The organism is Pseudoalteromonas sp. G5_S1_54_S4, from assembly GCF_054968565.1.
On record NZ_JBQKUL010000001.1, the window covers coordinates 77,402 to 93,309 of the forward strand.

Here is a 15,908-nt window from a genome sequence, read left to right on the forward strand (position 1 = left end):
CAACCTACGTATAAACGGAATCAAATAAAGTAGCGGGCATAAAAAAAGACGCCTAAGCGTCTTTTTAAAGATTAGTTTAAAACTAATTATGCGAAGTTAGCGTTCGCGAATTCCCAGTTAACTAGTGACCAGAAACCTTTAAGGTAATCTGGACGCACGTTACGGTAATCAATGTAGTATGCGTGTTCCCATAAATCCACTGTTAGGATTGGTGTAACACCTGCATCTGTTAATGGTGTTGCAGCGTTAGATGTATTAACGATGTCTAGTGAACCATCAGCTAGTTTAACTAACCAAGTCCAGCTTGAACCAAAGTTATTTACTGCTTTGTCGTTTAACGCGTCTTTAAATGCGTCAAATGAGCCCCATTTAGCGTTAATTGCATCAGCAATTGCACCTGTTGGAGCGCCACCGCCATTTGGAGATAGGCTGTTCCAGTAGAAAGTGTGGTTCCAGATCTGAGCAGCGTTGTTAAATACACCGCCTTCTGAAGAACATACGATCTCTTCAAGTGATTTACCTTCAAACTCAGTGCCTGGGATTAAACCGTTAAGTTTAGTCACATAAGTGTTGTGGTGTTTACCATGGTGAAACTCTAACGTTTCTTGTGAAATATGTGGCTCAAGTGCATCAATTGCATACGGTAGTGACGGTAGTTCAAATGCCATTTTTTATCTCCATCTTCTTTTGGTTGATAGTCTATTTAGTAATACGTAATGCCTGCGCAAACAGGGCACTTATCTATACCAAACAGGAATATAGTGTTACTATAATTGTTGAGTATTTTACTCAAGTTTTAGCAAACAGCAATGCTCTTGCTAAAGCTATTTAAGATTGAGGCTTTAATTGCCTATGTTAATCTATATATCTGAGGCCACAGTGAAACTTTTTCAAGGCCTAATGTGTTCGCTATCGTCATTTTGAGGTTGTAAATGGAAACCATCGATAAAATTAAACAGCAAATTGCTGAAAACCCAATCATCTTATACATGAAAGGATCACCAAAACTGCCTAATTGTGGTTTTTCTTCACAAGCATCACAAGCATTAATGTCGTGCGGTGAACCGTTTGCATATGTGGATATTTTACTTAATCCAGACATTCGTGCAGAGCTTCCTGCTTACGCTAATTGGCCTACCTTCCCGCAACTTTGGGTTGAAGGCGAGTTAATTGGTGGCTGTGACATTATCATTGAAATGTTTCAACGTGGTGAATTACAACCACTGATCACTGAAACAGCTGCAAAGCATAAACCTGCAGACGCTGAATAAGCGTTTAGGTAAAAAAAGCTGCAATTTGCAGCTTTTTTTATGTCTATAAAGTATTTACTCATAGTTGCTTATACGATGACAGTACCGAATGAATAGGCAGCTTTTCGCGGTTTTTACTTAGCTCACTAGGTCATAAACTTCAGAACGCGATTGTATCATTTCTAAATTAGATGAGTTTTCAGCCTTAAAGCTAAACAACTCTCAAGGTAAACTTACAAAAACACTGATCCCGCCGACGTCCCGATTGTGTAGGCTAATTTGCCCATGATGGGCTTCAACAATTTCTCGACACAGTGCCAAACCTAATCCACTTCCTGCCACCTTGGTAGAATAAAAAGGGATAAGCGCACTGACCATAACTGTTTCACTCATACCTTTTCCTTTGTCGCTCACATTAATATGAGTGCCAAGGCTATCTTGTGTTACTTTTAAACTAATATGCTCTGCTAGCGACTCTGATTCATGTGCATTTTTCAACAGGTTAATCAGCAATTGTTCTATTTGGGTTTGATCGGCTTTTGTAGTGATGTCTTTTTGAAGGTCGAAATTAAATTGCCATTGGCTTTGTAATTGATCGAGTAATGAATGCCAGTCAACCGTTGTTATTTTAGGTGGTGGAAGTTTAGCAAACCTACCATAGCCTTGAACGAACTCGTTTAAATGCTTTATTCGCTCTTCAATGGTAGTGAAAACGCGCTTTAAACGAGGTTCATCCACTTTTTGCGTTAACAGTTGTGCACTATGTAACATGGATGACATAGGCCCTAGTGAGTTATTGAGTTCATGGCTAATGATCCTAATAACCTTTTTCCAAACTTCAACTTCTTGGCGGCTCAATTCGCGGGTCAACTGTTTAAAAACAAACAACCTATGGTGTTGGTTGTTAAGCAATAAGCGACCCATTGAAAGATGCCATGTTTGCGGTTCTTGTTCTGTTTTATCAAGAATAAATAAACCATCTACGCCTTTATTAACGGCATTAATTATTTGCTGTGGGGCTTTAGACAATAATGCTGAGATTTTTTCGCCTTCAAGGGCTGTACTTGCATTAAAAAAATCTCTCGCACTGTGGTTACTATAAACAATAAAATCATTATCATTAACCAATAATACAGCTTGAGGGGCGTTTTGTAATACCTTATCAAGCATTAACTCTCGTTGGTAAACCCATTGTTTTTCTTGTCTTAATTGCTTTGCAGTTTGGTTATAAAGCTGGCACAAATGACCTAATTCATCATTATGGTTATAGGCCAGTAAAGTCGATAGTTCCCCATCCTTAAAATTTAATAAGCCAGTTTCTAATGAAGTAATACCTTGAACCAGTTTACCACTGAGTCGATGAGCCAATAAACTACTTAGAATGGCTGTAAAAATGACACTTAGTGCTGTTTTTATAGCGTCAACACCCAGCAGCCAACAACAGATAAAAACAGGGATCACAGAGGAAAATACGCATACTAAAATCACTTTAGACGTTAAAGAGAAGCGGTATCCTGATTTAACCATTAGTAGGCAATCTCAAACTTATCAAGACGACGGTACAGTGCTTGTCTGCTAAGGCCAAACTCACGTGCTACTTTGGCAATCACCCCTTTATGTAAACGCATAGCATCCTCAATTTGTTGTTTGTTAGGCTCTACTTTTTGAGTGTGTGTTTGAGACGTAACAGGAGTTAAACCAAAGTCGTCGATGCTTATCTCACCGCTGGGTTTGAGCACACTGACACGTTTACATGCATTTTCAAGCTCACGAACATTACCGGGCCATGAATGGGCTAAAAGTAGGTTTTCGCATTGTAAATCCAGCTCACGTTCTACTAAAAAATGACGAATAAGAGGAAGTATGTCATCCGGTCGTTGGCTAAGACTTGGTAGGTTAAGTTCAATCACATTTAAGCGGTAGTATAAGTCTTCTCTAAACAGCCCTTTACTGATTGCATCTGTTAGGTTTTCATTGGTCGCTGATATTACACGGACATTAACTTTTCGAGTTTGGGTTGAACCTAAGCGCTCGAATTCTCCAGTTTGTAAAATCCGTAGGAGCTTCATTTGCCCTGATAAAGGGAGATTACCTATTTCATCTAAAAATAATGTGCCACCGTCAGCTGCTTCAAATCGACCAATCCTTTGTTTTGTGATCCCAGTAAAAGCGCCTGCTTCTGCACCAAATAATTCTGCTTCTATTAGTTGATGGGGAAGGGCACCTGCATTGACCGTAATAAACGCAGCATTTTGGCGAGGTGAGTTTGCTTGAATAATTTGTGCTATGCGCTCTTTACCACTGCCATTTGGGCCTGTTATTAATACTGAGACATCAGATTTGGCGACTTGTAATGCCATTTTAACTAATTGCTCCATGGCCGTACTGCGATAAATTAAACCTACTAAATTAGCATTTTCTAAAGATGCATCCCGCTCTTGCTGGTGGCGCAATAAGGTTTGATTTTGTTTTTTTGTCTTTCCTAGTTCAATTAGGTTTTTAACACAGGTAAGAAGCTTGGCATCATCCCATGGTTTTGGTAAATAATCAGCCGCACCGGCTTTGACAAGTTCAACGGCTGTTTCAAGCTCGGTCCATGCAGTGATCAGAATAATGGGCAGATGGGGATTTAGCTCTCTGAGTTGATAAAAGAGTAACTTTCCCTCTTCTCCTGAAGTTGTGTCGTTACTAAAGTTCATATCTTGAAGTACAAGTGCAATACGCTGGTATTGCACAATTTGAATAGCTTCAAATGGGCTATTTGCAGTAACCACTTTATAGTCGTGAATCTCTAGCAATAATGACAGAGCATCTAAAATTGCAGGATTGTCATCAACGATAAGTATTTTTTCCATGTTAATTTAATCGCTGTTTATTATTATTTAAATATTGAAAATGCTACACCGCGTTTAGCCAGTGTAGCATAGGTTGGGAGCTGTGCTATATGGTTCGGGTTGCGATACTCGGCGAAATATTTGCTGCGCGTTTAGCTGGGCCAAATACAGCCAAAAGACTCATTGTAAACACCATGATTGCCGTGACAGCAATATAACTTGATGGTAATGCCGCTATTGAAAAATGTTGCATTAATAACTGACCGAGTAAAAGTGCTGAAATAGCACCTAAAAATAAGCCAGCAATGCAAATCAGCGCATTTTCAACTAAAAAATAATTAACAATTGCAGATTTACGAGCGCCTAAAGCACGACGGGTTCCAATTTGCTTGGTACGTTTATTTATATTAAATAGCGTCAAACCAAAAATGCCCAGTGCGGTTACCAATACCAGTATGGTTATGAGCACAATTAACATACGCATCATCAATGTGTCTTCAGCCATGTATTGGGCTTTATCTTGGTCAAGGCCCCGAATTCGAATAATTACACGTTTGTTGTAATTTTCTAGCATCTCGTCTTCAATTCGTTTAGCAATATTTGCCCGCTCATTGGCTGCTGTGCGAACTAAAAAACTCCCCGAGATATTAGGATTTATATAAGGAATTAATGCGACATTATTTGGGCGGCTGTCTTTGAGCCATGGGCCTTTTGCATGCTTAATTACACCAATGACTTTCATTGGAATATCACCAAGGAATATTGTTTTTCCTAATCCATCTTCATCAGGAAATAGCTCATTTAATAATGCCTGTGTCACAATGGTAACATTGGCTCGCTGATCATTATCGTTAGTTACAACAACTTCGTCTTCTCTAAAATTGCGTCCAGCAATAAGTTCAACCCCAAGCGTGTTAATTGCATGATCATCTGTAAAAAAGTAAGCAGTTCTTGCAGAAAGCCCAGGCTCAGGGGCTGAATTTATACTGAAGTCAGAAGAGCTACCACTTCCCGATAAGGGGATGTTGTTTATATAGGCGGCGTCTTTCACTGCGGGTAAAGCTCTTAACATCGCTTCATCAAGTTCAAATTGTTGGTGGCTTTTGACATCTTTGCCAAAGTGCATGACATGAAAAGCAAGTATTTCATCTTCGGGGTATCCTGTATCCTGATTAAGATAAGTCATTCTATCTTGAATAATAAACGCTGCGTTACTGACAATAGCAGTAGTAATAGCTATTTGGATAAGTAACAGCAGCGCACCAACTTTAGATCGACACAGTGCATGGAAAATAGGTTTAATTTCTAACATCATAGTGTTCGTCCTTATTGGCTTTTTAGGTAAATTGCAGGATTGGTTTTACATACCAGCCAAGCAGGGTAAAGCCCAGCTATTATGCAGGTGCTAATTGCAATGAGTGGGGCGCTCAATAACATGGTTAAATCCATGGTCGCTAAGCTTTCGTAGTAGCTATAGCTTTGGCGAACACCCAATAAGCCAAACTGGGCAAGGACAATACCAAGTAGCCCACCTAATAGTCCTAGCATGGCGACTTCGATAATATGTTGCATAAAAATCTGTCGCTTACTGGCTCCAAGTGCACGGCGTACACCGACTTCTGGAGCTCGACGTAAAAATTTTGCAAGTAATAAGCCGAGAATATTCGCCAAACATACAGCCAAAAACATAAAACTAAGTGCGACTAAAATTTTGTTATCTTCACTGACCACGTTGTTATAGGCCATCCACTGGTTAACATCTCGAATACTGTAAGCTAACTCTTTGCGATTAAAACGACCAAGCTTTTGTTGCTCTTGCATGTAGGCTAATAAATAATTTTCATAATCATTTTTTTGTTGTTCGTTAGTTAATTCAACCCAGAATTGAATCCACACCATTTCTGACTGTAACTTGGCACTAAAGCTTCTAACATCCTCATGTTTCCAACCATTGGTATTCCCCCAATTACCAAGCTGTTTTGCTTCAAGAAGACTAAATGGCATAAAAAGTTGTTCAGGGTCATTAAATGAACCATTATTTAAATCGTAGTATTTGATGGTTAATGGCCAGTTTCTAGTAACCCCAACCACTTCATAACTCGCATCATCAAGGTAAATAATTTTACCCACTGAATTTTCGCCAGCAAAAAGCTTATTATTTAACTCTTCACTGATCACAACAACGGGGGTCGCGTTTTCTTCTTGCTGCTGAGACCATTTTTCACCATAGAGAAACTCAAGATCAAACATATTAAAAAATTCTGGGGTTGTTAGTCTCGCACTTTGGCTAAAAGGTTTTACTGTGTCAGAGTCTATGTAAACAGAGAATCCACTGCGCACCATTTTTAAACGCTGGCCACCTATCTCTGATTTATATAGGTTTGCAGCATCTTGATAAGTTAGTTGTAGCGGGAGGTTATCAGACGTCCACCAAGTGTGGCCATCATCCATTACTTGCAACTGCACAGCATAGAGCTGGCTACTTTTATGCGCAATGGGATCCGCTGACATCATGTGATAAACGCTTAAACTCGTCATAGTGATGCCAATACCAATGGCAATCGCCAGTACCATTAAAAAGCTTACTAACGGTGTGCGCTTGAAGCTGCGCCAACTTAAATCGAGGTAATGTAGAAGCATGGCTTAGGCTCCAGCAACATTTTTAAGGTTTTGTGCACCTTGGTACAAGGTGAAATCAGCAAGTTGACCGTCTACAACTTGAATATTTCGAGGGGCACGCCGAGCAAGTTCTGCATCATGGGTGACCATGACAATGGTTGCGCCATCGCGATTGATTTGTTCAAGCAGCTCCATTACTTGACGAGCCATAAGGCTGTCGAGATTACCGGTAGGTTCATCGGCTAATAAAAATCGTGGCTCGCCAGCAAGCGCCCGTGCTATGGCCACTCGTTGTTGCTGTCCGCCAGAGAGTTGCTGTGGCAAATGTTTTGCCCGAGAGGCAAGGCCAACTTGTTCTAAGCATTTTTCAATGCGACGTTTACGCTCTGCGGCTTTAATACCCCTATAACGTAGCGGTACTTCAATATTTTCATATAAGTTTAAGTCAGGTATTAAATTAAACCCTTGGAAGATAAAGCCTATTTTTTGATTTCGACAATCTGCACGTTGATTATCGTTTAACTTACCGACATCAATTCCATCAAGTAAGTATTCACCTGCGGAGAAGGGCTCTAACATTCCAGCGATATTTAAAAAGGTCGTTTTTCCTGACCCGCTAGGGCCTGTTACAGCAATAAATTCGCCTTCATCAACGTGCAGATTAAAGTCACGTAATGCATGGGTTTGCACCATTTCAGTTTGATATACTTTACTTATATTATTCATCTTTAACATGCTTTTTCCTTTTATTATTTGGTTCTACGCGATTGTTAGCGAAGTAATAACGTGTGTGTGTGTTTGAAACTGTTATAGCTTGAGATAATCAATTCATCGCCAGCTTGAACCCCTGAAATTAACTCAACCGCATTAATGCTGGTTGCACCAATTGAAATATCAATGAGCTGAGCTGTATCACCGGTAATTTTATAAACCTGTGTGCCGCCTTGTTGTAAAAATGCCCCACGCTTAACCTGTAAAACATCGTCACGATTTTCTAATAAAATACGTGCGGTTAATCGTTGGTTTTGTCTGATGCCCGTCATGTCTTTGTTAAAACGTACACGTGTTGTGACTTCTCTATTATTGACTTCTGGTGAAATGGCAGAAAGGGTACCCATCACTTTGCTAGCGCCCATTGTTATCTCTACGTCCATACCTAAACCAAGGTCATTTGCATAACTTTCAGGGACTTGTAGTTCTGCTTCAAAATTGCTCAAATCAACTAAAGTCATTAGTGGTTGGCTTTGTGTTACCGCTTCTCTTTGTTGAACTAGTAAGTTACCTACAATCCCTGACACAGTGGCTTTAATTGTTAAGTTATTAACTTTGCGAAGTAGATCATCGACAATCAGTTGTTGACGAGTGACATCTCGTTTAGCGGCCTGTAGTTCAAAAGCAAGTGTATCTTTGGACAATTCAACTTCTTGCTCTGCATGTTTATAAGAAAGTTTTGCACGGGTAAGCTCATCAATGGCTTTTTCATGATCAATTTGACTGATCACATTTTTTTGCATTGACAAAGTCGCTCTGCGATTTTCTCTATCGGCAGCGTTTAATTCTACTTGTGCTAGATCAAGCGCTTTATTTAAGCTTAATGATTGGCGGCGTGCCTCAAGGTGTTTACGTTGTAGCTCGCCCTCAAGACGAGCTAAAACAGACTGTTGCTGCTTTAATTCGTTTGTGAGCTCGGGGCTCTCAACCATGGCTATTACATCATTCAGTTTGACTGAGTCACCAGCATTTACCTTCAATGAAACAAAGCCTCGTTCAGGGCTGTAAACTTTTGGTGCTCTGGCGGCTACAATTTTACCGCTGGCTGCAACATCACGTATTAGTGATTGGCGCACCACTGTGGCTATTTGTAGGCTTACTCTATCAACCGAGATAGTACCTTCTTGATCAGTATTTAATAATGCATATACACATAGAGCAACTAAGCCCACAGTAAATATAAACAGCCATATGTTTTTTTTAAAATTTATAGGTCGTGAGATTTGCGTGTCTTGCCCGCTAGTGTCTTTAATCATTATTTGTTCTCTTTGCTTAGTGTTTTTCAAACACAGTAATCATTAGCGAGGCAATAAACAGAATAATTGGTGAAATTAAAAATAAGCCAATAGTAAACATTCAAATGCCCTCAAAATTTATATAGTTATGGAATATTCGAATAGCGTGCCATTTTTTATCTTGTTGAATTTAATTACTTTTTATTTTTAAACTTTCTTTTTATGTGTCCGCGGACATAAAAAGTGTCCGCTGCGGGCACTTTTTTGATTTGGCTGTGGGGTGAGATTACCTCAACGTAAAGCAAAGAAAGTTGTTAATTAATGCATAGCATAAGACTAACGTGCAAATTCATTGAATAAACTATGTGCTAATAGAAGTCGATGTAATTAAATGTCATGTTTAGATGTATTACGAATAAAGCAAAAATGATGGAATGATATCTGGTGAATAGTTATTCATTTTAAGCCTACTTTACGTTTACGTAAACTGCCTGTTGTGAGGAGGTTTTATTTACAAGTTCTTAAAAATAACACCGGTGTCATTAAAGTTTTCGATCCAACATCTACTCAAATGTTAATATTTAGCATTATTTTATGATTTTTAATGAAGTTGAAATATATTCAATATAATGAATATGTATTCAGAAAGATATTGACTCAGGTTAGGAATAACGCTAATTTTGATCGTCTGTTAGCAAATCGTCGAGCCGTTCATCCACGTTAACAGTGCAGCAAGGGGAGGGGTCCATGTTATATGACTCAAAACTAGAAAAAGATAATTGTGGCTTTGGCTTAATAGCCCAAGTTAATAACCAAGCGAGTCACCGACTCATCCGTACGGCGATCACCGGTTTAGATCGCATGCAGCACCGCGGCGGTATATCTGCTGATGGTAAAACGGGTGATGGTTGTGGCTTGTTACTTCAAAAACCAGACAGCTTCTTTCGTGCTATTGCTGCTGAAAATAATTGGCATTTAGGTAAAAATTACGCCGTTGGGATGATTTTCCTCAATGCTGATCCGGTATTAGCACAAGCAGCTAAAGATGTTTTAAGCGAAGAACTAGAAAAAGAAACGCTTAATATTTTAGGTTGGCGTGTTGTCCCTACCGATCCATCAATGTTAGGACCTATAGCACTAAAGCAATTGCCTGGGTTTGAACAAATTTTTATTAGTGCGCCAGAAGGTTGGCGTTCTAAAGATTTAGAGCGACGTTTATATGTTGCACGTCGTCGTGCAGAAAAGCGCTTGATGGATGATGAATCATTTTATATTGCGAGCTTATCTGGGCTAGTCACCATCTATAAAGGCTTAATGATGCCTGCTGACTTGCCAAATTTTTATCTCGATCTTGCTGATATTCGCATGACCAGTGCTATTTGTGTTTTTCATCAACGCTTCTCTACAAACACACAGCCTCGCTGGCCTTTAGCGCAACCATTTCGTTATTTAGCGCACAATGGTGAAATTAATACTATTGAAGGTAACCGTCAGTGGGCCCGTGCACGCTCTTATAAATTTGCTTCGCCGCTTATTCCTGATTTACAAAGCGCAGCGCCGTTTGTTAATGAAACAGGGTCTGACTCATCTAGCCTCGATAATATGCTAGAGCTGTTTTTAGCTGGTGGTATGGATTTATTCCGTGCGATGCGCATGCTAGTGCCGCCAGCATGGCAAAAAAACCGTGCTATGGATGACGACTTACGTGCATTCTATGATTTTAATTCGATGCATATGGAACCGTGGGATGGCCCTGCAGGGATTGTTATGTCGGATGGGCGTTTTGCAGCCTGTAACCTAGACCGTAATGGCCTGCGCCCTGCGCGTTATATTATTACTCAAGATGGCTTTATTACTTTAGCCTCTGAAGTGGGTATATGGGATTACACCGCTGACGAGGTGGTAGAAAAAGGACGTGTAGGCCCGGGCGAACTCCTCGTTATTGATACTAAATTGGGTAAAATTTGGCATTCAGATGAAATTGACCAAGATTTAAAATCACGCCACCCTTATAAGTCGTGGTTAGAAGAAAACGTTAAACGATTAACGCCTTTTGAAGCACTTACCGAGCAAGATGCGGGCAATCGCTCATTTGATGATGAAACCCTTGTCAAATACCAAAAGATGTTTGGCTATACTAACGAAGAGCTAGACAGCGTCATTCGTGTCATGGGTGAAAATGGGCAAGAAGCCACTGGCTCAATGGGTGACGATACGCCGTTTGCCGTACTGAGCGAAGGGCACCGTTCACTTTATGATTATTTCCGTCAAAAGTTTGCTCAGGTTACTAATCCGCCAATTGACCCGTTACGTGAAAACCATGTAATGTCGCTTGCAACGTGTATTGGCAGTGAGCAAAACGTATTTAATGAAACAACAGGGCACGCTAAACGCCTGCAATTTGATACGCCTATTTTAATGTATGCTGATATGCAGCAGCTACTTAACGCCGATGAAGCGCATTACAGCTATTGTAAGATTGATATTACTTACACCGTAGAAGAAGGCCTTGAGAATGCGGTTAAGCGCATCTGTGATGAAGCACAAGCAAAAGCCGCATCTGGCTGTATTATGCTGGTATTAACGGATCGTAACTTTGATGACAATCAATTACCTATTCCTGCTGCTATGGCGGTGGGTGCGGTACAAAAACGCTTGGTAGATAATAACTTACGCTGTGAGTCAAATATTATTATTGAAACTGGCAGCGTTCGCGATGCGCATCAATTTGCGGTACTACTTGGATTTGGTGCAACCGCAATTTACCCGTATTTAGCGTACGAGTCACTTGTGGCTATGAGCGATACCAAGGTAATTAATAAGTCATACTGTGAAGTTACACTGGCTTATCGTCAAGCAATTAATAAAGGCTTGTACAAAATCATGTCTAAAATGGGCATTAGTACCGTGGCTTCATATCGTTGTTCAATGCTGTTTGAAGCAGTTGGTCTATCGGACGCTATTGTTGAGATGTGTTTTAAAGGCGTGGCGAGTCGTATTAAAGGGGCGTGTTTTAGCGACTTTGATGACGATCAGCAAAGCTTGCATAAACTGGCGCTTAGTAAACGTAAATTATTAAGCCATGGTGGTTTATTTAAGTACGTACACGGCGGCGAGTACCATGCTTACAACCCTGATGTGATTCAAACGTTACAAAAAGCAGTACGTAGCGGCGAGTACAGTGATTACAGCGAATACGCAAAGCTAGTAAATCAACGTCCAGTCGCGACTCTGCGTGATATGTTGGCTTTAAAACTGCCAGAAAAGGGTATAAGTATTGATGAGGTAGAGCCTGCCACTGAGCTTTATAAACGGTTTGACTCAGCCGCCATGAGTATTGGTGCATTATCGCCAGAAGCGCATGAAGCACTCGCAATTGCCATGAATCGTTTAGGTGGCTGCTCAAATTCTGGTGAAGGTGGCGAAGATAAGCTGCGTTACGGTACAGAAAAAAATTCACGTATTAAACAAGTAGCTTCGGGTCGATTTGGTGTCACCCCACATTACTTACGTAGCGCTGATGTTATTCAAATAAAAGTGGCACAAGGCGCTAAACCTGGGGAAGGCGGACAATTACCGGGTGAAAAAGTCACTCCCTATATTGCCAAGCTTCGTTACTCAGTACCGGGTGTGACACTTATTTCACCTCCGCCGCATCACGATATTTATTCTATCGAAGATTTAGCCCAGCTTATTTTTGACTTAAAACAAGTAAACCCGAATGCATTGATTTCAGTAAAACTGGTATCTGAACCGGGTGTTGGCACAATTGCAACCGGTGTAGCAAAAGCGTATGCCGACTTAATTACCATTTCAGGCTATGATGGTGGCACAGGTGCAAGTCCATTAACCTCGGTTAAATACGCTGGCAGCCCATGGGAGTTGGGACTTGCTGAAACACAGCAAGCATTGGTAGAAAATGGCCTTCGCCATCGTATTCGCCTGCAAACAGATGGTGGTTTAAAAACCGGCCTTGATATCATCAAAGCGGCCATTTTAGGCGCCGAAAGTTTTGGCTTTGGCACAGGGCCTATGGTTGCATTAGGCTGTAAATACTTACGAATCTGTCACTTAAATAACTGTGCGACAGGTGTGGCAACACAAGACGAAACATTACGTCAAAAGCATTATCATGGTCTGCCAGAAATGGCGATGAATTACTTTAAGTTCATTGCTCAAGAAGCGCGTGAAATTATGGCAAGTTTAGGGGTTGCAAACCTAACCGATTTAATTGGTCGCTTAGACTTACTCGAAGCCATTGAAGGCAAAACAGCGAAGCAGCAAAAAATAGATTTATCAGCGGTTATCGCTCAGCCAAATAACCCAACAGGTGAAACTCTGTTTTGCAGTGCACCAAATAGCTCGCATTATTTAGGTGAGTTAAATGAGAGCTTACTAGGCAAGGCACAAGAGGCAATAGATAACTCAAGCGGCATTTCATTAGTAAGTCGTATTTGTAATACCGACAGATCAGTAGGTGCCATGCTTTCTGGGTATATTGCTGATAAATACGGTAATCAAGGCATGGCCGCAGATCCGGTAGTTATTGAATTACATGGTACAGCTGGTCAGTCATTCGGTGTATGGAATGCCGGTGGCCTTGAAATGACTTTGGTTGGCGATGCTAACGATTACGTTGGTAAAGGCATGGCTGGCGGTAAGCTAGTTATTCGCCCACCATTGGGTTCGTCATTTGAAAGTCATAAAGCAACAATTATTGGCAATACCTGTTTATATGGTGCAACCGGCGGTAAATTGTTTGCAGCAGGATGTGCAGGCGAGCGTTTTGCTGTACGTAACTCAGGCGTGCAAGCTGTTGTTGAGGGCGTAGGTGATAACGGTTGTGAATACATGACCGGTGGCGTTGTGTGTGTACTTGGTAATGTAGGAGTGAACTTTGGTGCAGGTATGACCGGTGGTTTCGCTTACATTTTAGATGAACGAGGTGATTTTGAGAAACGCATTAACCCAGAGTTGGTTGAAGTGGTTACTTTAGATGACTTAAGTTCACATCAAGAGCATTTACGCGGCTTAATTGCTGATCATTTAGAGCTAACAGGCTCATGCAGAGCAGAAACTATTTTAGCTAACTTTGAACTTTATTTACCGATGTTCAAATTAGTAAAACCTAAATCAAGTGACGTAAAAAGTTTACTCGGGCACCGCGCTCGCAGTAGCGCCGAACTACGTGTTCAGGCGCAATAAGGGGGCAGTATGAGCGAAAATGTATATCAATTTATAGACGTGCAGCGTGTAGACCCACGCAAAAAACCAATCTCGTCGCGTAAAAAATCGTTCGTAGAAATTTATGAACCCTTTTCAGAAAATCAGGTTAATTCACAAGCGGATCGTTGCCTTGATTGTGGTAACCCTTATTGTGAGTGGAAATGTCCAGTACATAACTATATTCCACAATGGTTAAAACTGATCCGTACAGGGCGCATTTTAGAGGCCGCTGAGCTATCGCACCGTACTAACAGTTTGCCAGAAGTGTGTGGACGAGTATGCCCGCAAGACCGCTTATGCGAAGGCTCATGTACATTAGATGAAGAGTTTGGTGCAGTAACAATCGGTAATATTGAAAAATACATCACCGACACCGCGTTTAAAATGGGCTGGAAACCAGACATGTCCTATGTAACATGGACTGATAAAAAAGTTGCCATTATTGGCGCAGGGCCTGCGGGCCTGGGCTGTGCAGATATCTTAGTGCGTAATGGCGTAAAGCCTGTGGTATTTGACCGTCACCCTGAAATTGGTGGGCTGTTAACCTTTGGTATTCCTTCTTTTAAATTAGAAAAAGAAGTCATGCAAAAACGTCGCGAAATATTTACCGAAATGGGTGTTGAATTCAAGCTTAATGTCGAAGTAGGTAAAGACATTAGCATGGATGAAATACTTAATGAGTATGACGCTGTATTTTTGGGCGTGGGGACTTATCAGAGTATGCGAGCGGGGCTTGAGAACGAAGATGCGCCGGGGGTGCATGATGCCCTGCCATTTTTAATTGGTAACACTAACCGTGTTATGGGTTACGATGAGTCTAAACAAGCTTGCATTGATATGGCAAACCAAAAAGTAGTGGTACTAGGTGGTGGTGATACAGCAATGGACTGTGTGCGTACCTCTATTCGTCATAACGCGTTAAAAGTAACGTGTGCTTATCGTCGTGATGAAGAGAACATGCCTGGTTCAAAACGCGAAGTAAAAAATGCCAAAGAAGAGGGCGTCATTTTTACTTATAACGTTCAGCCTAAAGGGATTGTGCTTGATGACAAAGGTGCTGTAGCCGGTGTTAAAATGGTAAAAACTCAGCTTGGCGAGGCAGATGAAAACGGCCGCCGTCGCGCTGAGGAAGTACCGGGTTCAGAGCATATTATTGAAGCCACACAAGTGATTATGGCATTTGGTTTTAAGCCACATAAAATGGATTGGCTAGAGCAGTACGACGTTGAAATTAACCACTGGGGTGGTATTAATGCACCCGAGCAAGGTGAATTTACACATCAAACCACTAATCCTAAAATATTTGCTGGTGGCGATATTGTTCGTGGTTCAGACTTAGTGGTCACCGCTATATTTGAGGGGCGTAACGCTGCAGAAGGCATTATGGATTATTTAAAAGTGTAAATAATGCTTTTGTTAGAATGGAGTCAAAAGCAAACCTTCGGGTTTGCTTTTTTTATTTCCTCAGTTTTACAAACAAAGGTAAATATTTATGGTTCCATAGTCGGTGTTTAAGGTCTACAAAAAGGGACGTAGGTTTTGACCTAGCTATTTACAATTATAAGATTTTACAAATAAAAAAGCCCGCAATACATAGATTGTGGGCTTTTTTAAACGCGCTGTTAGTTAATCCATCGAGAAGTGATCTAGGCTCGGTTTCACTCTGGCTTGTCGGCGTTTCACACTTTTATAGCAAATAACGTTACAAACAAGCTGTAGGCCAATAACTAACCAACTTAGTGTTATTAAGCCACTAATAGCTGTGCTGCTAAAAACTAACATAACAGCAATAACAATATGTACAATTAATGCCACATTTAAAAAGCGATATAAGCTCTGCTTAAATTGTGTATGTTTAAACTTACTAAAAACAGCCAAAAGTATACTGACAATCAGTAGCAGCCAGTTAATTGCTAAGCCAAAATAAATGACCGTCGTTTGCATTAATGTATCCTCACCGTATCAAGGTAACG

11 protein-coding genes are annotated in these 15,908 nt (G+C 40.8%); 3 read left to right on the forward strand and 8 right to left on the reverse strand.

Annotated elements, in window-relative coordinates:
• Positions 1 to 86: 86 nt before the first annotated feature.
• Entirely contained in the window at positions 87 to 668 is a 582-nt protein-coding gene (locus ACTRWE_RS00365) for a superoxide dismutase (protein WP_010388603.1), read from the reverse strand.
• Between the two features lie 264 nt (positions 669 to 932).
• Here ACTRWE_RS00365 and ACTRWE_RS00370 point away from each other — a divergent pair, with 264 nt between their 5' ends.
• On the forward strand, positions 933 to 1,271 hold the full coding sequence (locus ACTRWE_RS00370) for a Grx4 family monothiol glutaredoxin (RefSeq protein WP_008113155.1): 339 nt from the start codon (positions 933 to 935) through the stop codon (positions 1,269 to 1,271).
• 201 nt (positions 1,272 to 1,472) lie between these two features.
• Here ACTRWE_RS00370 and ACTRWE_RS00375 read toward each other — a convergent pair whose 3' ends face one another.
• From ACTRWE_RS00375 to ACTRWE_RS00400, 6 genes are all read right to left on the reverse strand, one after another.
• Entirely contained in the window at positions 1,473 to 2,777 is a 1,305-nt protein-coding gene (locus ACTRWE_RS00375) for a sensor histidine kinase (protein ID WP_013465179.1), read from the reverse strand.
• Positions 2,777 to 4,105: a sigma-54-dependent transcriptional regulator gene (locus ACTRWE_RS00380; RefSeq protein ID WP_013465178.1), complete on the reverse strand. Its 1,329-nt coding sequence runs from the start codon at positions 4,103 to 4,105 to the stop codon at positions 2,777 to 2,779. The genes ACTRWE_RS00375 and ACTRWE_RS00380 overlap by 1 nt, the downstream gene beginning before the upstream one ends.
• Before the next feature lie 85 nt (positions 4,106 to 4,190).
• Complete coding sequence (locus ACTRWE_RS00385) at positions 4,191 to 5,396, reverse strand: ABC transporter permease (RefSeq protein WP_029610012.1); 1,206 nt, start codon at positions 5,394 to 5,396, stop codon at positions 4,191 to 4,193.
• A 14-nt stretch (positions 5,397 to 5,410) separates the two neighbouring features.
• Positions 5,411 to 6,724 carry an ABC transporter permease gene (locus ACTRWE_RS00390; protein ID WP_013465176.1) on the reverse strand — a complete coding sequence of 438 codons (1,314 nt, stop codon included), beginning with the start codon at positions 6,722 to 6,724 and terminating at the stop codon, positions 5,411 to 5,413.
• Positions 6,725 to 6,727: 3 nt separating this feature from the next.
• Positions 6,728 to 7,438, reverse strand: a complete 711-nt coding sequence (locus ACTRWE_RS00395) for an ABC transporter ATP-binding protein (protein ID WP_013465175.1) — start codon at positions 7,436 to 7,438, stop codon at positions 6,728 to 6,730.
• Positions 7,439 to 7,473: 35 nt separating this feature from the next.
• Entirely contained in the window at positions 7,474 to 8,730 is a 1,257-nt protein-coding gene (locus tag ACTRWE_RS00400; RefSeq protein ID WP_016900405.1) for an efflux RND transporter periplasmic adaptor subunit, read from the reverse strand.
• Positions 8,731 to 9,456: 726 nt separating this feature from the next.
• Between ACTRWE_RS00400 and gltB the strand changes: the two genes are divergently transcribed.
• Complete coding sequence (gene gltB / locus ACTRWE_RS00405) at positions 9,457 to 13,914, forward strand: glutamate synthase large subunit (protein WP_058154827.1); 4,458 nt, start codon at positions 9,457 to 9,459, stop codon at positions 13,912 to 13,914.
• 9 nt (positions 13,915 to 13,923) lie between these two features.
• Complete coding sequence (locus tag ACTRWE_RS00410; RefSeq protein WP_013465171.1) at positions 13,924 to 15,339, forward strand: FAD-dependent oxidoreductase; 1,416 nt, start codon at positions 13,924 to 13,926, stop codon at positions 15,337 to 15,339.
• A gap of 222 nt (positions 15,340 to 15,561) precedes the next feature.
• Here the strand turns inward: ACTRWE_RS00410 and ACTRWE_RS00415 are convergent, their stop codons facing one another.
• Positions 15,562 to 15,879 carry a hypothetical protein gene (locus ACTRWE_RS00415; RefSeq protein WP_013465170.1) on the reverse strand — a complete coding sequence of 106 codons (318 nt, stop codon included), beginning with the start codon at positions 15,877 to 15,879 and terminating at the stop codon, positions 15,562 to 15,564.
• Positions 15,880 to 15,908: the final 29 nt, after the last annotated feature.